Below are 21,158 nucleotides of genomic sequence, written 5' to 3' on the forward strand. Positions count from 1 at the left end.
CTGGGTGCCTTTCCGTACCTCGTTCTCGTCGCGGTCCCACTCGACGAAACCGTAGGTGTCGAGTTTGGGAAGGTCCTTGTGGTACAGGCGAACGGCTGTTTTGTCTACTCCGTCGATCTCCAGCGAGCGTGCCAGATGCTCGTCGGCTATCCCGGTGTTCATCTCCGAAACGCTCTCGGAGGCCGACGACAGCTGGTCAATGGTTTGTGGATTGTGATCTAACAGGCTAATCAGTATCCGGCGACGGTGAACGTCCGATAGCGCGTCGAAAATCTCGTCAGTTGGCGGTTGATGCGGGAGTTCTCTCATCTCCTACAGTATAGTCCCCCAAACGGTTAAATCGGACATATTTTCATAGTTCTTTGAGTTTTGATTAACTGAGTGAATCAAAGTCCAGGCGTTCAGTACACAGACCCACATATCGGTTAATTCACCGATCCATGGGGTGAAGCCAATTCTTGAGAAGAGTTCTATGACACCTTCGCTACTCAATGGAAAGTTCTTCTTCGTCGTCCAGACGTTCTAACAGTGGCTTCAGTTCGTCAAACCGTGGTCCCTTCGTGATTTCGTACTGACTCACATCCCAATTGATGAACCGGAGCTTGTCCAACAGTGGAAGGTGAACGCTCACCATTTCGCGACTCTGGAGATGCCGTTCGATATGACTGTCTGGCGGGTTGACGAGGTAAATCGGCAATTCATCTTGAGGATTCGACACCAGCAACGCGAGTAACTTTCGGCGTCGTTGTCTGTGTGATAGCGCTCTAGAAACATCATTGCCCATAATCCTCTTTCCTCTCCCCCCCTCTTTAATACACTGTGTTTTAATTGAAAACTGAGTTTTGATTAACTGAGTGTCTCGAAATCGCCGTTCAGTTCGCACATCTATGTAACGGCCCTTCCAGTGAAGGCTCGCTGAAACGAAGTAGCGAAGCGAATGCCGATCCAGATGCATTGAGGAACGCAGTCTCAACTACTGCTTCTGCGAACCCGTTGCGATCGTTCGAAAGACATCGCGTCGGGAAGCTGGCGTCGAGGCCATTGGGCGAACGCTTCTAACTCGAAGCGCTCGATTTCATCCATGTCGACAAAAACGAATATCGTCTGGCGTTGTCGTTCCAAACGGCTACCGAACGCCGCAACCCTGTTGTTCCGACCGTCCTCGAGAAGAATCAGACGCTCCTTGGCGTAGCTGACGCACTTCTCAAGACCATTCTCTCACCAGATCGATATGGCGATTCCGACGACCCGCTCGCTAGTGTGCTGTTTTGGCCACCGGATCCGTTGCAATTATTCGAACATCCTCTGGGTTCTTGGCTGCGAACCGCAGTAGTACTCATAGTGACAGACGTTACGAGGACTAATCAGGTCATGTAAATAGGGCCATCACTCGAACAGCAAGCGCTCTTTTATACAATTCCATAGGATTTAGACCCCTTCTAGTCTCTGTCTTCTCTTTCTTTGGCCAGATAGTAGCGGCAGTGGCAGTTCCTGATGTGATAATTGGATTATGGTCCGTCTGGACTGCTAAGTTCGTTCCGAGATCGGAGAATGTTCCTACGAAGCCGGGGCAAATAGTGTGCTAAATCAGTTGTTGTCACAATCCCTACGAGCTCATCGGTATCCACGACTGGGAGGTGTTGGATTGAATGCTCTCTCATTAGTGTGGCCGCTTCACGGATCGATTTGTCGCTCGTGACTGTGACGATCGGTGTCGACATAAACGAACCTACGGTGAGAGACGAGAGATCTGCATCAACAGCGACCTGGTGCATAATATCAGACTTAGTAATAATACCTAGGATATCTTTTGTCTCTGAGGAAGTCACGACTACGGATCCGATATCGTCTGCCGCGAACCTTCTCGCAATGGCGCTAGCCGTCGTGTCTCTGGTGGTAGTTCGCACAGTTTGTGTCATTACGGATGCTATGGTTTGTTCTATCATGGGAAAGGTACAGCCCAGAGGTGGTTAACTCCTTGCTCAAGAGCCGTAAAAATGGAAATTCGGCTTCTCACTAATGTGTTATTCTGGCCGCTGAATCCCTCGAGAATTACTCGACCATTCGGCGGTCGGACCCTAGCTCCGAGCAGTAGCTGCCTCACAGCAACAGATACTTTTTCGAGGTCGTCGCTGCCATGGATCACTTGATACTCTTGGAGTCGCTCTCAATCTCCCACCACAAATCATAGAAATGAGCCGCTCCTGGTCGACAGTTCGCCATGAAGACACTGTACTACGTGTAATCAGTACTCTCAGCGTTTTTTTGTCGTCTATAGATCAGTGTCGTCTCATGCCACTCGTTCTTTCCTAAGTGGAGTTTGCGGTGAGTGATATAGCAATCTTAATCCCACCGAAGTAGACGCTTTACTTGAACTCGTTCACTCGTGTGCATCCGCTTTGAAACAACATACCCGAGGCCGCGTTGATCGATTACGAGGATCGGCCCACGACTGGGAAGTTGAGGTCATCGAACTTGCACGACATTTCAACGACGAAGATGAAGTCAACCTTCCCGGTTCAAAATCATCAACAGTCAAGGGTTTAGTTCATACCGTCAACTACCAGAATACTCCGGTACGCTTGTGACCTCATAAAATGCTGTAACTACGGTTAGAGCGCAACCAATCAAATTCCAGATGTGAATGCATCTTTTACACTTCGTCGAACGGAAGTACTGACTAACCAGACAGCCGTACTGAATACTGATTAGTGATACTGTTGTTCTAACTGTATTGCTCTGGCGACGGCTGTCTCGAATTTCTCCAGGACATCCTCGCTGAACTCTTTGACGTGTTGATCTTGGTTCACGAGCTGGAGTGACTCCCAATCCCCCGGTTCAGTCGCAGAATACAATTGGATGAATTTTTGACCGTTATTTCCGTATGCAGTAACGATCACGTGGGGACTGACTTCGTCATCTTGGTCATCAGCATGAGACCTTCCCAGCCCCGTCGTTTCACTCACGCTTACTCGGTCGAAGTCAGTTAATTTGACACTGAATCCGCCGGTACCAAGGCGCTGGATTAACCACTCCCGATCCCATTCTTGGGCCTCTCCTGTGTCAACGTCTACTCCTGTGACGGTATCTGTTGTTATACTATCAATTCGCCACTTCGAGAGTGTTTGCGAGTCCATCGTCTGGCTTGTCTGTGTACGCACATCTCCTTCCTGTACCTGATCACCTTCCTGAACACGAATATAGCGCGGCGTATTTGCCGGGAGATCCAGAAAGAGTTCACCAGGATCGAGATTGATGAGCGCTTCAACCCCATCAATTGTCTGAAACGTGTGTTTCCGAGTTGGGTTGTGATCGTCCATAGGGTTAACAGGTGTGGGAGACGGTTGATGTTGTTGTACGGCTTTCGGTGACTTTCTGTCCAGATGATAGATAGGGAGAATTAATTGGGGTGGCGCATTTGTTCGGGCTATTCTTTCAAGATGTCAATTGAACGATATATTTCCGATCGAAATTCAGATGCTCGCTCTTCTCCGATTATGTTACCGTTCTCAAGCTCGTCAATGATCCCTACTATTGTATCGCAGAGCTTTTCAGGATGGTTGATGCGAGTGTCTGAGTTGTCTTCCATACAGTGCATTCTACACCACGGGTAGTCAAGAAGAGGAGGTGTAAAAGTTACCCAGACCGATATTACTCTTGTCTGATAAAATCACCAGTGTTTAATTCAGATTTACATATTATATATTCTGAATATAATTTCTGGAACATGCTCCTAGAGGTCTGTCAAGATTCCTGTAAGCTTGATCAAGATATCCGACTCGCAGCTTTACTCAATCCACCGATCAGGTTTCCAATGGGAAGGTCAAGAATTAGTCTTCCGTCCAATACATAATATTTTCTTTTTCTGTGCCGCAATTCGGACAAGATTCGGGGAATCCCTCCTCAATTTCTCCCATTTCGCCACACTCGTTACACCTCCACATGAGTTCGGCCTCGCCAAAACTCTGTCCCGACCGAACGTGCTCAATGCTCAGACGTTCTACTCCTTCTCGAGATGTCACGAAGAATCCTCCTTCTTCGATACCGCGAACCTCTCCGAGTAGTTCTCCACCGGCATTATAGACCTTCTCGCCTAGCTTAACTGCATCCGCTGTTGTTTCGTCGCTTTCTTCTTTGGGGAGGTTATCATGGTTGTTCATGATTTGCTAAATGCTCCCAATGCATTTCAAGTCTCGTGTGTACCTGCTCGAATTTGTGAAACGATGGTGGTGATCGTCGTATCGTACGTAGGAGGATAGATATTGGTGAACAAGATAACGAACTAGTGAAAACATTTGTCTACTTCTATAAAAGTCGTGATGACTACAACGATTGGCACAGCAAGTCGGGACCTTCAAAAACGCTGTTCTCGGTTGAGATCGGTATCGGGCCGTTTTTGATTATTTGGGTTAAAATCTTACGAGTTTTTATCCGTGAGCCCTAACTAGTCGTATGGAATATGAGGTCGGAGTGAACGAATCGGTGACTACCGCTATCGTCCGTGCAGTGAGCGCCGTAGAGGGACGTCAGCCTACGTCAATGCCGCCACTAACCCATGTCATCAATCCGGACGCGCTAGATGCACTCTTCGACTCGCGGTCTAACGGTGAACCGCGAATCGGTGGTCGTCTCTCGTTCATCTATAACCGCTGTCGTGTCACTGTCGACAATGGCGAATATCTTACCATTCAACTTCTCGACGACTGTCCGCGGGTCACTGACGATCGAGAGCGAGACCGGACTAAATTGCAGTGACAGCTGAACCAACAGTCGTTCTGTGGGATTACTGTCCAGGGTCGTGAGCAGGCACCAGTCCTTGGGCCATGAGTCGACGAGCGAGCACAACAAGTCCGTTCCCGAACCCTTCGCCAAATATCGCCTGTTCCTCCTTCGAGCCAGGCGTGATCGAACTCACTAGAATCGTCGATCGATCGATCAGCAATAATCGACCAATGGCCGTCTCGTCTTCGGTTGCGTTTTCGCTGCGTAGCCACTCTAGGCCCGTGATGAACGTTGTGGCGTCCGGCACCTTCGTTTGAATCTGGTCTTCTAACGACTCCGTCAGCGCACCAATGATCAGAGTGACGCCGTTACTGACCACCTCATTGAGGGAGTCGACGAGATCCTCTGTCAAGAGCGACTCGTCGCCAATGACAAGCACGACCTCGTCGGTCGCTTCCTCGATGAGTTGATCCGTTCGGTTTTCGATCCCACTCTGACCGGACAGAGCCCACACTTGTTGGATGGGGGTATCATCGCCTTCGTCGACGATGTCGACTGAGCCGAGCGTGTTCTCGAGGCGCTCGACGCGCGCTTCGTACTGGTCACGAAGCGTTTCGGTCGCCTCCTCGAGGGAGACGGCTCGAAACTCCTGTGGGCTCGAGTGCTGGACTTCGACAAGACCCTGGGACTCCAGCACTCGGACCGCATCGTACACCCGTGTTCTGGGAACCTCGGTCATCTCGCTGAGTTTCTTTGCTGTTCCCGAATGCAAACGGGAGAGACCGACGAAGCACCGCGCCTCGTATTCTTTCAACCCGAGTTGTTGGAGGACCTCGATCGCTTCCTCCATGTTTTCGTTTGTATCCATGTGTCCCAACCTTCCGGGAAGCCCCGGAAACTTACCCGGCTGTTGGGTCCCAGAACGGATAGGCATTGTCACTCCAGTCATGACGGCTCATACCAATAGACCGTGAAACGGTCGCTAACCGGGTGAATACGCGGCAGCTCACACCCCGTTCGTTTTGTTGTAACTATCTCAGTGACTACAGTCAGATACGGCAATTCGAGAGAGGGCACTCGAAGAAAATATGAAATTGAGAAGTCACCCGATTAATCACAAAAAGGATATACGGCATGGCGGCTAACTTCTAGACCGGTACGCAGTCCAGTGCTGTGTCCCAACCACCTTACTGCTGCGTGCCGGTCCGGCCACCTTGCGTGGCCGGATTCGTACTGATCCAGAGCTGGTATCTCGATGAGTAGTAATCCATCCAAAGAGCCGGAGACCGCCGCGACCGAGCAACTCGAACGGTTCGGGCTGAGTACCTACGCCGCGCGGACGTTCGTCGCGCTCGCCAGCCTCGGCACGGGGACGGCCAGAGACGTGAGTCAGGTGTCGGAGGTACCACGCACTCGTGTGTACGATGCAGTCGACGAGCTACACGAGTGGGGACTCGTCGATGTCCAGCAATCCTCTCCCAAGGAGTTCTGGGTGATCTCCACCGAAACCGCTTGTCGACGGTTCGAACGGGATTTTCAGCATCGAGCGGATACCCTCCGGACAGCACTGGGCGAACTCGAGCCGGCCGAACAGCAAGCTGAGCAACGGGGAGTGTGGACGGTCAATGGACGGGCGGCGGTCACGGATCGTACTCTGGAGTTCTTCACCACCGCCGAGGAGGAAATCGTCTACATGACTATCGAGAATCTCCTCACCGAGGACCTGATCGACGCGTTAAGCGAGGCCGACGAACGGGGTGTTTCGATTAAACTCGCGGGAGTCTCGTCGGACGTCCAGGAGCAGATTCAAGAGGAGATCCCGGGTGCGACGATGTTCGAGTCGCTGTGGGTCTGGTCAGACACGTCGGCAGGCCGGCTCATGATGATTGACGGACGGAAAACGCTCGTAAGCGCGCTCGTGAACGGTGAGGGGGCGAGCGTCTCCGATCCACGTTCGGAGACTGCCATCTGGGGCGAAGGTGAGACGAACAGTCTTGTCGTGGTGCTGAAAGCAATTTTCACCTGGCAACTTGACAGCGCTGAATGGGACTAATCGAGAGCAATGGGACGTGGCTGAGACGGGGAAGACCACCTCATTCACAGTCGGCGGGATTGATGAAGCGGGTCACGGTAGCGGTGCAGTCGTCGTTCATCCCTCCTCGTCAAAGTAGACACGCCGTCCAGCGGTGGGACTCAGAGTGTCAGGGTACTCAGTCGGCAACAACGGTTTGATCAACAGGAAGAGGGAGCTGCGTTTCAGGGATTCGGCTGTGGTATGTTCTCCGGGAGCGAGTCTAATACCGCCTCGACTTGTTCGTCGGACTGGTACCGGACGGTTTTGGCGTCCGAATCGATTTCGACGACGCCGTGGTCAGCGAGTTTCGGCAAGTGCGTATGGGCCAGTTGGAGTGAGAGCTGGCTTCGGTCGAGACCCCGATCAGTGACGGTGGGCGAGTTACTCCCGTGGAGGTGATCGACGAGGTCTTCAACCGTCGTCTTGTCGGTGGATTTCTCCCGTAGTCGCTGGATAACTCTTCGACGATGAGTATCTGACACGAGTTTAAGACACTCGTCGAGCTTCTTTTCAACCATATAACATTCCAACACCGACAGCTCCATCAAAGGACGACATTTTCACACGCCCTTGCGTTTTGATTAAGTGAGTAACATATCTGGCAGTCCGGTATGAGTCGTATGAACAGTCACTGAACAGGAATTCCTGTAACACTAATTCTTAGCGAGATATTCACATCTCCACGTAACGCGACCAGGTCTTTAAAAGCAAGCTCGAGATGTCATAGAACAATTTGTATACCCTCTCTATGACTCCCAACAAACGCTAAGTGCAGATGCTATAGTGACCGCGAATCTATCGAGTAGAGGCAGGTGTCATTCATTGTCACTCGTGCCGTAGAGTACATGATCAGTTCTGATGCAAGTACCAGAAACTCGCGAAGTGGCGTGTCCGAAATGTGGAGAGAACAGTAGCATACCAGTCCCGGAACAGGACGTAAAAATGAAAGTCAGCCCGTACGTTGCCGCGTTCGGTGATCACACGGAGCTCAAATGTTCGAACGAACACACCTTCTGGGTCTACTACTGCTAACCATACTCTCTTTCTACCGATCGCCCAGTTCGCAGGTCTACTTAGCGGAGTTCGTCGTACCGCTCGCGATTGTTCACAACTCGAGAGACGGTCGACCGGCTTGGATCAACTTGATTAGCGATTACCCGATAGGAGCAACCGGTGTCTCGAAGCTCGAGGGTCGACTGGCGACGTCGTACTGCTCTCCAGGAACGAGCGTTTCGCCGTCCCCGTCGAATGAGAGACCGAACGGTGGCCGACCATGACAAATCCCGGCCTCGAGGCGCCGGTCTACCTCTCGCTTTGCCCGTTCAATCTCCTTTCGCTTCCCGATGTCGTCACTCAAAGCATGCTGAACGCGAAGTTCGCCTCTTGAGACACCCGTCTGGTGTAGTGATTGCGTAGTGAGAAATGCTCGGGAAGAGCATGACCCGAGCATAGCAGGTGGTAGTTGGACAGGAAACTACTAATTTCCATACTACTCAATGGGAATCATGGTCAAATTAGAGAGGTGACGGAACAAGTCCCTCTCTTTTGGATTCCCACTTGATAGGAAGTATCGCTTCTGTCTAAAGCTGCTGCTTACGTAAGAAAGCTATTTTGACGTATAGAAATTTCGGATATCGAGAGGTCAGGAAGCGCTTTGTCGACGAACGAAACGAGCAAAACACGTACCGAGCGTTACTCGTCGCGAAACGCTGGGACGAATTTGCGACCAAGCGAACGACTGGTGATGGTGTGTTCTTTACCCGTGAGGACGTGTGCTAGGCCCTGACAGCAATCATGGGCGAACAGCCCCATTGGACGACTATTACGCGTGTCTGGGATTCGATGGTAGAGCTTGGTGGAGGAGATCTCAAGGAACGGACGCGGCAAGTGAGTCCAAAGCAGCCAGTGAAGGAGATCTTGGCGATGGACCTCGAGACCGCGACTGGGTTGCTTGAGGATCGGTACTGTCATCTGGATCTGCTCGAGGAGGGGGCAGTGAGTGCTGGCGGTGTCACCCCCGTTGTGACCAAGCCAACAGCCGGAACCGCGTGAAAACAACGAGAAAGATCTACGTAAGATAGAAACATAGACACGAATGGACTTGGTTGTCGGCTTTCCGGTCGACGTCGCTGTCTATACTAGTGGCAACTCTGAAAAGAAGTCCTCCGGCTCAGTAGTAGTAGCAGTAAGGATAACGCAGATTCGGTGGTTGGGCCTGCATCCAGACCCACAACGGGTGTGACTTGTCCCGACTGTTCTAATCGTGGATTTACTGATCAGTCGGACGCGGCGCGTTCTCATACTTGACCATCTTGTCGGGCTTGTCGGAGATCGTCTCGTAGATCCGCTGGAGTGTCTCTTCAGCTTTGAGGAGGTTGTGTTCTTCGAGGAACTCGCGTCCGTCGTCGGTGAGACCGTAGAACTTCCAGGGGTATCCCTGTCGACGCTCATTGTTATCGAGCGCGACCTCCTTGACGATCCCGGCGTCGATGAGTTTCTGTGTATGCTTGTAGACCGTGGCCTCGCTGACGCTCGGATTCAATTCCTCGAGTTCGTACATCGACGGGAGTTGCTCGGGATGTTGAAGGATATTGCTGAGGAGCGCAAACCGCGTCTGCTGAGTGACGAAATGAACCAGTTCCCGATTTTGCTGTCCCTCAATCGTCCCGAGATCGGTGCTCATACTCTACAGTACAAGACGCGGAGACAAGTAGTTTACTCTACGGTGATTTACCCTATAGTGAACTGATGGGTGTTTGAAGAGGTAAATCACTCCAGAACCTATATCCGCGCTCTCTTAGACGCATTCGACATGTCCGACGAAGAGCCGTCCGTACCAGACGAGATTCTTAGGAGTGCCACGGAACAACTCGAGGAGGAAGAACCCTCCCTGGCGGACAACGAGGAGATACTCCACGCCTTGAGCGAGCTGACGCCAATCTATGAGAACGAGCGGTCGTATTTTGTCCTTGGAAACTACGACAGGGAACCGATCCGCCGGTTGAACCTCGTGGTCGATCGATTAAACCGACGAACAGACGCGTACGCGTTCCGAATGGTCGACATCCGTGGCGAGTGGGACAATAGTATCCAGAAGTTCTGTCTGATCGCCGATATCGTCACCCACCTCGTCGGAGTCGCAGAAAAAGAACCCAGTGATTTCCTCGTCGAACAGGGACTTCTTGTTGGCACGACCGAGTATTTTTCGAAGAGCCACGTTCTCAAACGCGAGTACGAGGATGAAGAGCATCCGTTCGGCTGGATGCAGGACGGTGTTTTCGACTTGTTCGAACGGGAAGGTCGTCTACACTACTGGCGGACTGAGGAGGACCTTGTCGACGCAACTGGAGAACTGCCGTGACTTTTTGCCTCTGCGAGTCTGGACTCCAGCCCTCCAGAATCCTCCGCAAAAACAAGAAGATAAGTTCGACGTCGCTGTGGATTACAGTAACACCGTCGACGTGACTGGAAACAGCAACACGCCGAAGTCCTCTTTTCTGACTAACCGTCGAGTGCTGTTCCGACTTGTCGACGATCGGAGATTTCTTTATCGAGTGCCTCGAGAAAGAACAGTCAGACCTTGCGGAGTACAATGAAAGTGACACGGAAAATAACTGGAGCGGAGTTAGGCGAACAGGGAACTGAGTTGGCCGAGGAAGCCACCCATAATCGAGTTCGTTCCATCACCCTCGTAAGATTCCTCGAGAGCAACGTCTCCATTGCCGTCCTCAACGATGACTGTGTCACCTTCCTGGCTCCAGACCTCGTTCTGAATCCCCCAGTAGAGGACGTCATCGCTGTTGTCACTCTCGCTACCACCAGTGTAGACCTGGACCTGAGCGCCTGCTTCGAGTGTGAACCCGCTCGGGAATGAGTATGCAGAAGCACCGCCTGGAGTGTCTACTATCCCCTCGTCACGGCGGTCTTGCATGGTCCATCCCGTGAAGTCGATAGTTGCGTCACCCTCGTTCTGGAGTGTCACGTACTCGTCGTCTGGTTCAACGTTCTCGCCGACGTTGATCTCGCCTAATGTGAGCGTTGCGTCGCCCGCTGTAGTGACTGTTTCTGGTTCCTCTTCCTCTTCTTCCTCGTCATCAGCTGTCTCCTCCTCTTCCTCTTCTTCGTCGTTTGGTTCCTCATCCTCCTCGTCCGTTTCTTCCTCCTCTTCCGGCTCCTCCTCTTCTTCGTCCGCCTCTTCCTCATCCTCTGGTTTCTCTTCTTCCTCCTCCTCGTCGTCCTCTTCCTCCTCGTCTACTTCTTCCTCTTCTTCGGAATCGTCAGGAGTCGGTGGGGCTTCGCCGGGGACGACCTGGCCACGGAGCTCGCCTTCTGGATAGCTCTCTGTATGAATGTTGACGTACGCTCCTTCTTCGGCCAGCTTTTGGGCAATGGCCTTGAAGCCTTTGTCTGCGAACTTGCCCTCGAAATCGTCGGTCGTAAGCGTTCCCTCAGCAAGCGTTCCGTCGAACCGCCCTTCGATCAGTTTCGACTCACTCCCATCCTCGGGGTAGAGTTGAGCGACGACCGGCCCGTCTTCTCCCTCACTTCCGTAATGGATGTGCGCCTGCGTTGCATCGCAGAGCCACTCCACGTCGATCGTATAGTGGATCTCGCAAGCCTCAAAATCAGCTTCGAAGGTCGCGACACCGCTGGCATTCGTCTTGACCTCGTGCGTCTCTGCGCCCCCCGTTAGCTCGACAGAATACGACTCTGGAATCTCGTGGTCGTCTGCGCTCGCTGTTCCGATCAGAACGCTGCTCCCAACTGCAACACCTGTTACTTGAAGAACCCGCCGTCTGGAATGAAGGCTGTTGGACATTGTTGTTGGTATCTTCCGCAGTCAGTAATTCTACTATCCAACAATAAATCTGGTGGACATACCAATCAGATCTAAATTGTGTTTTGAACAAATCGGTGAGGAACTAAGTTCGGAAAGAGCACATAAGGAGACGATACAGCAGTCGGGGACTACGTGATCGTTGCGGCGTTAAGCCGGTTGAGTTGCGAGTTTGAGAATATCTATCCGGAAATGAGACGGACGGCATGGAATCTGGCCATTACGATCACCCGTGAGCATGGGTTCGTGCTGGGTGACTCTGTTCGACTGCTCGAATAGGTCCGCGGACACAGTTCTACCCTTCCCTCGTCAACACCTACCTGACGGTCACAACGACGTTGAGGTCGAGTTTGGACCACGTGTACTACAGAGCCGAGCTTCGACGTTGTAGTGACTTAGGCTGTTATCAAGAAGGGCGCTCTTGATCGTAGATTTGGCCCTTTGCCCATAGAACTGCTGAGTCGTTTGGAGACTCGAGATCAGGAAGGCTTCCGAGCCACGTGTACTCTACGACTCGTCTCTGTAGATCTCTACTTCTCCGGACTGATTGTCGTTATCCTGAATGCTGATACTCCAAGTCGAACCATCACCAGAGATTGCTCCGACGGCAGGACCGATATCGTATGAATTCTCCCAGATGAGCTCACCATTGTCGACAACGGCTATCTCGCCGTTGCCTCGATCTGCAACGAGCACACGGTCTCCATTGTCACTAACGCTTACATCCTCAGCACCCCAGAAACCAACCGATGCTGTCCATTGTTCATCGCCGGTTTCAGCGTCGACAGCATAGAGGGTTCCATCAGCCTCTGACGTGACGATCGTACTGCCGTCCGACGAAAGGAAAACCCATCCACCGTACGAATCAGTTTCCCAGATGACGTCGCCCTCGAGGTCGAGAACGATCGTCTTGCCATCGTCAGTTCCGGCGACAACCAGTTCACGTTCGCTATTGATATTGACCGAAATCCCATCCTCGTCGGTTTCGTGGGTCCATTGCTTGGCGCCAGTACTGTCGTAGAGTTTGACGCCAGCGGATCCATAGCGCTCGATACCATCACCTGAATAACGACCGGCACCGACAGCCACGTAGTCTCCGTCATCCGTGATAGCAACAGTCTGTCCAGCAGATTCGCTCAGGTCTGTTTCCCACTGGATCTCGCCATTCGCTGAAGCAGCGACAGTCCCGGGACCAGTGACTGGTGAAGAAACAGACGCAATCGTTGTACCATCTGCGGTGGCGTCAAGATCCCATAGCTCGGGGTGCTGGAGAGCCGGTCCGTCGTCCTCGGCCAGGTCGAGTGAGCCGTACATATCAGCATCCATCCAGCCAACGGTACCTGTGGTTCCATCTTCGGACACTTGAAGATGAGAGACGCTGCGATCAGCTCCGAGATTGATGACGTCACCGTCTCTCTGTTCGTCGTATACCATCACGTTCCCATCACCGAATCCAAAGAGGACGGTCTCACCGTCGGGTGAGAGGCCGGTGACGAGGCCCGAGGTGCTATACGTCTCGCTAGCGTGCTGCTCGATGCCCGAGCTCGAGTCATCTTCAGAACTGTCATCGGCTTCTGTGGGCTCTGGTTCGGGTTCCGGCTCAAGCGTGATAGTCACTTCATCATCGCTCTCGATTTCCATATCTGTACTTCCGCTTTCGTAGCCGTCGGACTCAGCACTGGCTGTAATTGATCCACCTTCTGTCTCGAACGTTGCCTGGCCGTCCTCGTTCGTCTGCTGTTCATCACGAGTGTTGAAGATTATCGCATCGTCGTGGACGAACTCTACATCGGCACTTTCGATCGGGTCGCTGTCCTCATCAACAACTGTCACAACAACGGTATGGTTGCCTGCTGCTTCGCCGCTGGCTTCAGCGCCATTTGCCGAGGATTGTGTCTCTCCACCTCCACTCGCTGCCATGAACACTCCCCAGAGGACGATTCCATAGAGACCTGCAACAGCACCTGCTTTCACTCCACCGCCGGCGGCTATCCCTGGTAGCGCTGTTAGGTTGTCGGCAGTTCCCCGCCAGTTCGTGCCGACAATGATGCCAAGCACGATCGGGAAGAAGACGAGCGCAAATAGTCCCACGATCAGATACCCCACTCCCACTGCAACGTTTCTCCCGGTCTTGTTTGGCTTCATGCCCGGGAGGTTATCCGTAATTGCCACAGGCTAAGACTGATGTCTGAGGGGATAAGATTGCTGAAGCGAAAGTCAATGTTGATAATGTGTATCAAGAGGTCGATTCAAGTGGATACTACAGTTGGATTGAGAGAAGGTAGTCGGTAGTCGCTGTCGCTTGTATGTTATGGAAGCTTCGGTACACTCAATCCAACTGAATCGACAGTCTCGATACTGACTGCTCGAGCAGGGTATCCAATAGAGGGGATGATGGTCGATGAGCGGCCAAATTGGTATAATGAGCAGTACTGGGTAGGTCTGGCGCGTCGATAACAATAGGATTGGATATAGTCGTATTGGTCATCGCTTTGTCTCAGACCAGTTCTTTGCAATATCAGTTAGACTCCCGTTTTTTCCTGCCGTGACCTTCTCTATAGTGGATATAGAACAAGAAACCCGGAAAGAGTCTTTTTTACTAGGACATCGAGTTAGTCATCATCGTCAGCAGCACCTGCTTCATCCATTTCGCATGCTGTTGGTTCTGGGGGAACGTCGATTGCAGGGTTCTCATCGAAGAATCCCTCCGGCTCGAGCTCGAAACTGGCAATCTCGACAGGAAGCACGGGCCAGTCTTCTGGACGCGTTCTGTGGTTCACACCGAGCGTGTACCAGACCACCAGATCCTCCTCAACGAGGTCACGATCGGCTGCTGTCCACTCTCGGAGACCATGTGGGTTGTCGTTCTGATTGGGGTAGTCGCCATCAGCATACAGCTCATCGTCCTCGTATGGTGTTACCCAGAAATTGTTCTCGATGAACCCAGCACGCCGCTGGCTCGGCGACCCTGGTTGCATCGGCGACTCGACGTTTGTTCCCGGATGGAGCGTGTACGCCGTTGGGTACCCATACGAGTTGGTCTCGTTTGGATTGGCAATCTTCCAGTAGCGAGCTTTCAGAGGATCGATATCCATTCGAGCGTCTTGCTCCGTTTCGAGCAGTGTCTCATCGGCAAACCATCCTTGTCCAGCTGGGTTATCGGAGTCCTCGTGGTTCCACGCAACCTCGTCGACTGGCTGGTTATGTACCTCGTAAGCGCAGTTCTCTCCCCCGTCGACCTCGAAATCGAGTCGGAAGTTGAAATGATGCTGGTGGATCGACGTCTTCACTTGGGGCGCAACGATCTCGTAGAAGCCGTCAGTATCCTCGGCCGTTGTTCCCTCTGGAACGACACCGTTCGAGTCGATTCCTGTGAGTCGCACTTCGGCCTCGATACGCCCGTCCTGGTAGAAGTACCAGTAGAAGGCGTAATCGTAGTTGTAGACGGTCGCAATTTGCGAGACGACCAGTCGCCGGCGCCGACGAACCTCGGTTTCGTCTTCCTTTCGCCACTCGGTGTGTTTCCACATCAACCCGTCATCTTCTTCGTGCATACAGATCGCGTTCGGAACGTGGAGCGTGCCACCGTCGCGATCGTTAGTGACAGCATCGAAATAGTGCATCACCCCGAGGCAGTCACAGCCCTCGGTCAGCGAGTTGACCATCCGACCGACATTGAACTCGCTGATGTCGAAGGCGTTCTTCCAGTTGTGATTCGGGTCAGTGTCTCCATATGGGACCGCCATTGCCGAAACCGACGCGCGGTGAAGCACCTTTCGCCGATCGCCGTCGTCATTATAGTTGATATCGTGGAAAACCAGTCCTTCACGGTCCGTCCATCCAACTCGGAACTCCCACCCTTGCCAACTGACCTTCCGACCATCGACCTCGAAACTGACGCCATCGGGTTGAATCACGTCGAGGTGTTTGCGGTCGTCCCGCGTTTCGATCAGGTCCGGTTTGTAGTTGGCACTCTCCGGCGGAAGCGGACTGTCCTCATCGACGACGCCGTTGTCGACGACTTCGAGAACTTCCATGTCGTCGAGATCAACGAAGGCGTGTACGCCTTCGATCGGCCGAGCATACGCGTTGTCTTCTTCCGATTCAGCGATCCAGGTTAGCCCTCGAGCGAGCCGTCGATCCTCCAGCCCTTCAGGGACGAACTCCATACTGTTGACCGGCCACGGGTCAACGATCACAAGGTCAAAGTTTTCGACGCCGCGCTTGCGGGCCGCGTCACGAAATTCTTCACTCTCTTTGACCGCCTGTTCTGCATCGAGTACGTCCTGTCCGATAATGTGGGGTTCAGCATCTGGAACGTGCTCCCAGGAACTGACCTCGTTTTCGGTGAGCGAGACGATTGCCTCGTATGTTTTTCGCTCGTGAAGATCTCGGAGCACGGCGAATACTTCTCGGTCAATCTCTCCATCGTCCTCCCGGTCGGCGAGCTCACTCTTTGGTGGCTCGACAGGCTGATAACTGTAAAATCCGAAGCCTTCGAGATCTCTATCGTCCTCGAGGATTTCAGTTGTCTGCTCGATTTCTTCGGCTGTTAGTGGGTCAAGTGGGTGGTCAACTGCAGGGGTTTCAATTTGCGCCATACGTTACCGCCTCACACGACTTTGGACATCAATATTTTGACCAGTTCTTTTGTATTTCTCTTGTCATTACACATCAGATGATTAGAGTGAATTCTATTAGCACTCTACGAACTATCACTGTATACTCCCACTATCAACTGACTGGACCGGATCTGCGAAATCCACCCAAACTATATATCATGTTGCGTGGTGTCAACCCACATGGCAACGGAAGCCACAACAAAGGTAGACCATCCGTACGATCCATTGACGGCCGAAGAGATCCAACAGGCGAGGGAAATACTCGAAGAGGAACAAACAATCGATGAGGGGTATCGATATATAAAGATCGTACTCAAGGAGCCATCAAAACGTGAGATCAAAGAATTCGAAAAAAATGATGCGCAAATAGAACGAAAAGCGTTCGTAATCCTTCGAGACAGCAATGAGAAAACCAACTACGAAGCCGTCGTTTCGCTTAACGATAAAGGACTCACTTCGATAGAGGAGCGGCCTGATGTTCAACCCTCTATCACGCTCGCGGAGTTCGACGAGTGCGAGAAGGCGGTCAAAACTAACGAAGAGTGGCGAGAAGCGGCGAGCAAACGAGGCGTCGAGAATTTCGACCTCGCAATCATCGACCCGTGGTCGGTCGGTCACCATCTTATTCCCGAGGATATCGACCGAAACCGTCGGCTCGCCCATGCAATGTCGTGGATCCGAACCAGCGAAGAAGACAACGGGTATGCGCGACCTCTAGATGGGCTACACGCGTGGGTGGATCTCGACGAAATGGAAGTCGTGAAAGTTCTCGACCGGGGCACGAAAGTAGACGATGTCGTCTCCGACCTCGAGGACGCACCGTACCGTGAGGAGGACCGTGATCTCCGCGATGATCTGCGGCCATACAACGTTGACCAACCGGAAGGGCCGAGCTGGGAGATTGAAGGGCGAAAGATCGAGTGGCAAAACTGGCATCTCCGTGTTGGCTGGACACAGCGCGAGGGGCTCGTTCTCTACAACATCGGCTACGAGGATGACAACGAGGTCAGGCCAATTATCCACCGTGCATCGGCCGCAGAGATGAACGTTCCGTACGGTGACCCAGATCCGAATCACAACTGGAAGAACGCTGGGGACATCGGCGAGTACAATATCGGGAGACTGGCGAACTCGCTGACCGAGGGCTGTGACTGTCTCGGGCATATGCACTATTTCGACGCAGTGATGAACGACGTCGATGGCGAGGTAAACGTCGTCCCGAACGCCATCTGTGTCCACGAGGAGGATTATGGTACCCTCTGGAAACATACGAACTGGCGAACCGAAAATTCCGAGGTCAGGCGAAACAGGCGCCTTGTCGTCTCGTTTGTCGCTACCGTGGGAAATTATGACTACGAATTCAACTGGTACTTCTACCAGGACGGCTCGATCGAGCCACAGGTTCGGTTAACGGGGATCAACAGCAACGGTCTCGTTGGTTCGAATGAGGACCCCACGCCGGGTTATTACGAGATGATGGCACCGCATATCAAGGGAATGGTCCATCAACACTTCTTCAACTTCCGGATTGATATGGAGGTCGGCGGCGAGGAAAACCGTCTGTACAGACGGCAAAACCAGCCAGTCCCGAAGGGACCGAACAAACAGATCCAGTGGGACGGTGAGGAGGAGGTCGACGACCTCAACCCAACAGGGGCTGCCTTCTATGCCGATAAAACACCGCTCGAAACCGAGAAAGAAGCACGAGAGCTAATTAATTCGCTGAAAGGTCGATACTGGCAGGTCGAGCACGTTGAGAAAACGAATCGCCTCGACCAGCCCGTCGGCTACAAACTCGTTCCTGGGGAGAACGTCGAAGCGGCGGCTCAACAACAGTCCAGCGTTATGGAGCGGGCTGGCTATATCGCCTATCACCTTTGGGCAACGCCACACCAAGACGACGAGCGGTTCCCGGCGGGAGAGTATCCGAATCAGAACCCTGGTGGTGACGGACTCCCGAAGTGGACACAACAGGACCGCTCGCTCGATGGTGAGGATATCGTGCTATGGTACACCCTTGGTGTCAACCACGTCGACCGACCCGAGGACTGGCCGGTCTTGCCCGTCCATCCGGCGAGTTTCAAGCTGGAACCAGTGAACTTCTTCGGTGAGAATCCGGCTATCGATGTTCCACCCGAACACGCGATCAAAGACATTCATGCTCGTCGCGAGCAGAAGTACGACGATCCAGACACTGTTGCCAGATCCGAATCAGATGATGACTGAAGCATGCACCCATTGTGGGCTGCCAGTGGGTGGTTCGACAGTTACCGACTCCGACATTGATGGGCGCTTTTGCTGCCAAGGTTGTCTCAAAACCCATCAGATTGTCATAGATATCGAATAGGATTCCATATTACTTTTTTTATGCTCAAGAGCAAGGTTGTAGTGCTTAGTTCAGTCTTGCTGGCTGGCATTCGTCCATTGAGCGATTGGTACAGTCCTAAGGGGTAGTAACGCACGAACTGTTCGACACGCTCATATGTTTTCGTCTGACTGGTCACGAATTGTGGATACTAACCAACACGCAGGAAGAGAAAACCGGTCTTTGTTGGTTAAGTCACGAAACCCCTCGAGGCTGTCCTCGGCTCGGTTAGTTAATCGCTACATGAGCCGCGTCTCTGTGACGATTCTCAGGCTTATCTCTTTCTAGATGATCGAGCATAGTCGGGGAAAGTGCTGAATTCACCGAGTGACCTGACAAGTACCAACGCGATGAGTGGCTGGATACGGAAATCGGACGACAGCCTCGACGTGATTGGAACGGGACCAAGGATACGGGCGACGAATAATCGATTACTCGAACTCGTCGAAAGGGACAATCAAATCGTGGAGTTAGAGAAGCGACTCACCGCCATAGACTCATAGGTCGGTTCCGCCGAGATGATTTTTATGGAAGATCAAACCGTTGAGATGTAGAGGTAGTACCATACTCATACCCGAAGGATGGAAAAGTGGAGTTCAAATATCAGTTATCGACTAAAGCAATGTTCAAATTCTCGGCAGCAGCGTCAATAACATCTTTTTGATGAGGTTGCAGATCTTGATAGCCAAATTCTGTTAGGGTATCGAGGAACGGATCCTCGACATCACTCGATTTTCCAGACATTTCTTCAATAGTTGCGAGCCCTGCGAATGGAACGTATGCTGTCGAATATCCTCCTTCGTGGGTTGCAACTAGACGACCGTCACAGTGGTCGTCAGCCGAATCGAGAAGAATCTGAGTTAGCCGACGATAGCCCTCCGAATGAAGCATCATTCGACCGAGTGGATCAAGCGCGCTTCCATCGAAACCAGAGGCCAAATAAATGAGGTCCGGGTCAAATGCTGACAGTGCCGGCTGGACAAGCTGCTCAAATGCTTCTTCGTAGGCACCTACTCCTGATCCTGGCGGTAATGGCAGGTTCAGCGTATATCCCCGTCCATCTCCTTCACCGACATCTTCTACTTTCCCTTCACCAGCCGGATAGAAATTATCCTGATGAATTGATATCGTGAGAACGTTCGAATCATCAATAAATGCCTTTTCAGTACCATTTCCGTGATGAACATCGAAGTCAACCACAGCAATTCGGTCTACTGAACGCTCTTGTCGGGCGTGCATCGCTGCTAACGCAACATTGCTAAAGATACAGAACCCTCGTCCTTCGTCTGCCTCAGCGTGGTGACCTGGTGGCCGGACAAGTGCATATGCGTTGTCAACCGTTCCGTTGAGAACGGCATCAGTTGCTTCAATAATACCACCAGCCGCCAGTTTCGCAATCTCGAAACTCCCTGGCCCGAATGGAGTCAATTCCCCAGCATCGCCACCACTTTCCTCGCTCATTTCACGGATTTCATCGATATATTCAGATGTGTGATACCGGCGTAATTCTTCTTGAGTTGCAGCTCGTGCATCGATCGATTCGAGTTCCTCAAGAAGCCCACTCACCTCCAAGATATTCCGTAACCGACGTTTTGTCTGTGGATTTTCTGCATGTGTATCGGGTTGAATAGGTCCTCTAGCCGGAAGGAATGCGGCAGCACTCCCAGTATCGTGCCACATGAACGATTCCTCCCAGACGAATCCAGTTTTCATTTGCTACCACCCTGTTGTGTGATAGAATTCGGATATTCTGGTTCGAACATCACATGTGTTAGTCTTTGTCATAGTACATAATGCTACTGAGTCTTTTCAGACATTATTACCTTGACTGTGTCTACAGACGCAAGAGAACCCATCAATTGGTGGCTTGTTCGACGCTGGAGACTACAGTAGCAAGCAATTTCACGGAACTGGCAGTGTCACAACATACTCCGGACTCGAGCTGTCTGAGTAGGTCCTGCCCCAGGCTTCGGCATCGTTCTTGAGTCTCTCCGTTAACCAACATCTGCGAAAGAAAGCAGGTCTTTGTTGGTTAAGGCACGGGACCCTTGAGGACGCGAGATTGGTCAGCCGATCGCTATCCAAGCACCGCCTCTATGACGATTTGCAAAACGAGACCGGTCTTTCAACAGTTTTGTCTTTAAGTAGTTCTGGCCACAAGGTAGAGCTATGACGGGAAGTCGTTTTCTCGCAATTCTCAACTGGGTAGCGTAGACTGTCGCTGGTGTGTGAGGTCGTAGGTTTATATCCGAAGCCGCGGCCATCGCTGGGTGATGCAGACGACAGCATTCGAGGACTACGTGACTGTCGCGACGTTGAGTCGGTTGAGTTACGAGTTTGAGGACATCGATCCGGAAGTGAGTCCGAGTAGCATGGGACTTGGCTGTCGCGATCGCCGGTGAATATAGGCTCGCCCCGAGTGAGGCTGTTCGATTGCTCGAGTAGTCGGTAGTCACTGTCCCCTGTACACTCCGAAAGCTTCGGTGCACTGGGTCCCAACCGAATCAGCAGTCTCGAGACTGGCTGCTTGAGTCCTGC

17 protein-coding genes and 1 pseudogene are annotated in these 21,158 nt (G+C 52.3%); 6 read left to right on the forward strand and 12 right to left on the reverse strand.

The window, feature by feature from the left end; genetic code table 11:
• The 5 genes and pseudogenes from QA600_RS20835 to QA600_RS20850 all read right to left on the reverse strand — a co-directional run.
• The coding region (locus QA600_RS20835) for a hypothetical protein (RefSeq protein ID WP_278293850.1) at positions 1 to 309 on the reverse strand (309 nt) is incomplete at its 3' end.
• 1,199 nt (positions 310 to 1,508) lie between these two features.
• A complete protein-coding gene (locus tag QA600_RS20840; protein ID WP_345782045.1) occupies positions 1,509 to 1,946 on the reverse strand; it encodes a CBS domain-containing protein in 438 nt (145 codons plus the stop codon).
• 199 nt (positions 1,947 to 2,145) lie between these two features.
• Positions 2,146 to 2,433, reverse strand: a pseudogene (locus QA600_RS22850) (transposase); the annotation flags it as partial.
• A gap of 275 nt (positions 2,434 to 2,708) precedes the next feature.
• Positions 2,709 to 3,320 (reverse strand): hypothetical protein, encoded by a 612-nt coding sequence (locus QA600_RS20845; RefSeq protein WP_278293851.1) that lies wholly within the window; start codon positions 3,318 to 3,320, stop codon positions 2,709 to 2,711.
• A 510-nt stretch (positions 3,321 to 3,830) separates the two neighbouring features.
• Complete coding sequence (locus QA600_RS20850) at positions 3,831 to 4,160, reverse strand: hypothetical protein (RefSeq protein WP_278293852.1); 330 nt, start codon at positions 4,158 to 4,160, stop codon at positions 3,831 to 3,833.
• Positions 4,161 to 4,452: 292 nt separating this feature from the next.
• Here QA600_RS20850 and QA600_RS20855 point away from each other — a divergent pair, with 292 nt between their 5' ends.
• Complete coding sequence (locus QA600_RS20855) at positions 4,453 to 4,755, forward strand: HalOD1 output domain-containing protein (protein WP_278293853.1); 303 nt, start codon at positions 4,453 to 4,455, stop codon at positions 4,753 to 4,755.
• A 28-nt stretch (positions 4,756 to 4,783) separates the two neighbouring features.
• Here the strand turns inward: QA600_RS20855 and QA600_RS20860 are convergent, their stop codons facing one another.
• Entirely contained in the window at positions 4,784 to 5,590 is an 807-nt protein-coding gene (locus QA600_RS20860) for a helix-turn-helix domain-containing protein (RefSeq protein ID WP_278293854.1), read from the reverse strand.
• Between the two features lie 387 nt (positions 5,591 to 5,977).
• Here QA600_RS20860 and QA600_RS20865 point away from each other — a divergent pair, with 387 nt between their 5' ends.
• Positions 5,978 to 6,775, forward strand: coding sequence for a helix-turn-helix domain-containing protein (locus QA600_RS20865; protein WP_278293855.1), 798 nt, complete (start codon positions 5,978 to 5,980; stop codon positions 6,773 to 6,775).
• 203 nt (positions 6,776 to 6,978) lie between these two features.
• Here QA600_RS20865 and QA600_RS20870 read toward each other — a convergent pair whose 3' ends face one another.
• Complete coding sequence (locus QA600_RS20870) at positions 6,979 to 7,314, reverse strand: ArsR family transcriptional regulator (protein WP_278293856.1); 336 nt, start codon at positions 7,312 to 7,314, stop codon at positions 6,979 to 6,981.
• 1,369 nt (positions 7,315 to 8,683) lie between these two features.
• On the opposite strand from QA600_RS20870, the gene QA600_RS20875 reads away from it, so the two are divergent.
• Positions 8,684 to 8,848 (forward strand): hypothetical protein, encoded by a 165-nt coding sequence (locus QA600_RS20875; protein ID WP_278293857.1) that lies wholly within the window; start codon positions 8,684 to 8,686, stop codon positions 8,846 to 8,848.
• A gap of 217 nt (positions 8,849 to 9,065) precedes the next feature.
• On the opposite strand, the gene QA600_RS20880 is transcribed toward QA600_RS20875, so the two are convergent.
• The gene (locus QA600_RS20880) at positions 9,066 to 9,479 is read right to left on the reverse strand and encodes a helix-turn-helix transcriptional regulator (protein WP_278293858.1); all 414 of its coding nucleotides are present in this window, start codon (positions 9,477 to 9,479) and stop codon (positions 9,066 to 9,068) included.
• A 129-nt stretch (positions 9,480 to 9,608) separates the two neighbouring features.
• Here QA600_RS20880 and QA600_RS20885 point away from each other — a divergent pair, with 129 nt between their 5' ends.
• Positions 9,609 to 10,157, forward strand: a complete 549-nt coding sequence (locus QA600_RS20885) for a hypothetical protein (RefSeq protein WP_278293859.1) — start codon at positions 9,609 to 9,611, stop codon at positions 10,155 to 10,157.
• A 264-nt stretch (positions 10,158 to 10,421) separates the two neighbouring features.
• Here QA600_RS20885 and QA600_RS20890 read toward each other — a convergent pair whose 3' ends face one another.
• The 3 genes from QA600_RS20890 to QA600_RS20900 all read right to left on the reverse strand — a co-directional run bounded on the left by QA600_RS20890 (position 10,422) and on the right by QA600_RS20900 (position 16,234).
• Positions 10,422 to 11,615, reverse strand: a complete 1,194-nt coding sequence (locus QA600_RS20890; RefSeq protein ID WP_278293860.1) for a CHRD domain-containing protein — start codon at positions 11,613 to 11,615, stop codon at positions 10,422 to 10,424.
• A 525-nt stretch (positions 11,616 to 12,140) separates the two neighbouring features.
• On the reverse strand, positions 12,141 to 13,805 hold the full coding sequence (locus QA600_RS20895) for a PQQ-binding-like beta-propeller repeat protein (protein ID WP_278293861.1): 1,665 nt from the start codon (positions 13,803 to 13,805) through the stop codon (positions 12,141 to 12,143).
• Between the two features lie 440 nt (positions 13,806 to 14,245).
• Positions 14,246 to 16,234: a primary-amine oxidase gene (locus QA600_RS20900; RefSeq protein WP_278293862.1), complete on the reverse strand. Its 1,989-nt coding sequence runs from the start codon at positions 16,232 to 16,234 to the stop codon at positions 14,246 to 14,248.
• Positions 16,235 to 16,435: 201 nt separating this feature from the next.
• Between QA600_RS20900 and QA600_RS20905 the strand changes: the two genes are divergently transcribed.
• A complete protein-coding gene (locus QA600_RS20905; protein ID WP_278293863.1) occupies positions 16,436 to 18,481 on the forward strand; it encodes a primary-amine oxidase in 2,046 nt (681 codons plus the stop codon).
• A 742-nt stretch (positions 18,482 to 19,223) separates the two neighbouring features.
• Here the strand turns inward: QA600_RS20905 and QA600_RS20910 are convergent.
• A complete protein-coding gene (locus QA600_RS20910) occupies positions 19,224 to 20,333 on the reverse strand; it encodes a class II histone deacetylase (RefSeq protein ID WP_278293864.1) in 1,110 nt (369 codons plus the stop codon).
• Positions 20,334 to 20,893: 560 nt separating this feature from the next.
• Here QA600_RS20910 and QA600_RS20915 point away from each other — a divergent pair.
• Positions 20,894 to 21,022 carry a hypothetical protein gene (locus QA600_RS20915; protein ID WP_278293865.1) on the forward strand — a complete coding sequence of 43 codons (129 nt, stop codon included), beginning with the start codon at positions 20,894 to 20,896 and terminating at the stop codon, positions 21,020 to 21,022.
• Positions 21,023 to 21,158 lie beyond the last annotated feature (136 nt).

This window comes from Natronococcus sp. A-GB1, from assembly GCF_029688845.1.
Lineage (GTDB): Archaea > Halobacteriota > Halobacteria > Halobacteriales > Natrialbaceae > Natronococcus.

Bases quoted from the DNA above. Each gene is read 5' to 3' on its own strand.
- QA600_RS20890 (WP_278293860.1), bottom strand. From the start codon at position 11,615: ATGTCCAACAGCCTTCATTCCAGACGGCGGGTTCTTCAAGTAACAGGT.
- QA600_RS20905 (WP_278293863.1), top strand. From the start codon at position 16,436: ATGGCAACGGAAGCCACAACAAAGGTAGACCATCCGTACGATCCATTG.
- QA600_RS20865 (WP_278293855.1), top strand. From the start codon at position 5,978: ATGAGTAGTAATCCATCCAAAGAGCCGGAGACCGCCGCGACCGAGCAA.
- QA600_RS20860 (WP_278293854.1), bottom strand. From the start codon at position 5,590: ATGGATACAAACGAAAACATGGAGGAAGCGATCGAGGTCCTCCAACAA.
- QA600_RS20900 (WP_278293862.1), bottom strand. From the start codon at position 16,234: ATGGCGCAAATTGAAACCCCTGCAGTTGACCACCCACTTGACCCACTA.
- QA600_RS20845 (WP_278293851.1), bottom strand. From the start codon at position 3,320: ATGGACGATCACAACCCAACTCGGAAACACACGTTTCAGACAATTGAT.
- QA600_RS20850 (WP_278293852.1), bottom strand. From the start codon at position 4,160: ATGAACAACCATGATAACCTCCCCAAAGAAGAAAGCGACGAAACAACA.
- QA600_RS20855 (WP_278293853.1), top strand. From the start codon at position 4,453: ATGGAATATGAGGTCGGAGTGAACGAATCGGTGACTACCGCTATCGTC.
- QA600_RS20840 (WP_345782045.1), bottom strand. From the start codon at position 1,946: ATGATAGAACAAACCATAGCATCCGTAATGACACAAACTGTGCGAACT.
- QA600_RS20915 (WP_278293865.1), top strand. From the start codon at position 20,894: ATGCAGACGACAGCATTCGAGGACTACGTGACTGTCGCGACGTTGAGT.
- QA600_RS20870 (WP_278293856.1), bottom strand. From the start codon at position 7,314: ATGGTTGAAAAGAAGCTCGACGAGTGTCTTAAACTCGTGTCAGATACT.
- QA600_RS20910 (WP_278293864.1), bottom strand. From the start codon at position 20,333: ATGAAAACTGGATTCGTCTGGGAGGAATCGTTCATGTGGCACGATACT.
- QA600_RS20885 (WP_278293859.1), top strand. From the start codon at position 9,609: ATGTCCGACGAAGAGCCGTCCGTACCAGACGAGATTCTTAGGAGTGCC.
- QA600_RS20880 (WP_278293858.1), bottom strand. From the start codon at position 9,479: ATGAGCACCGATCTCGGGACGATTGAGGGACAGCAAAATCGGGAACTG.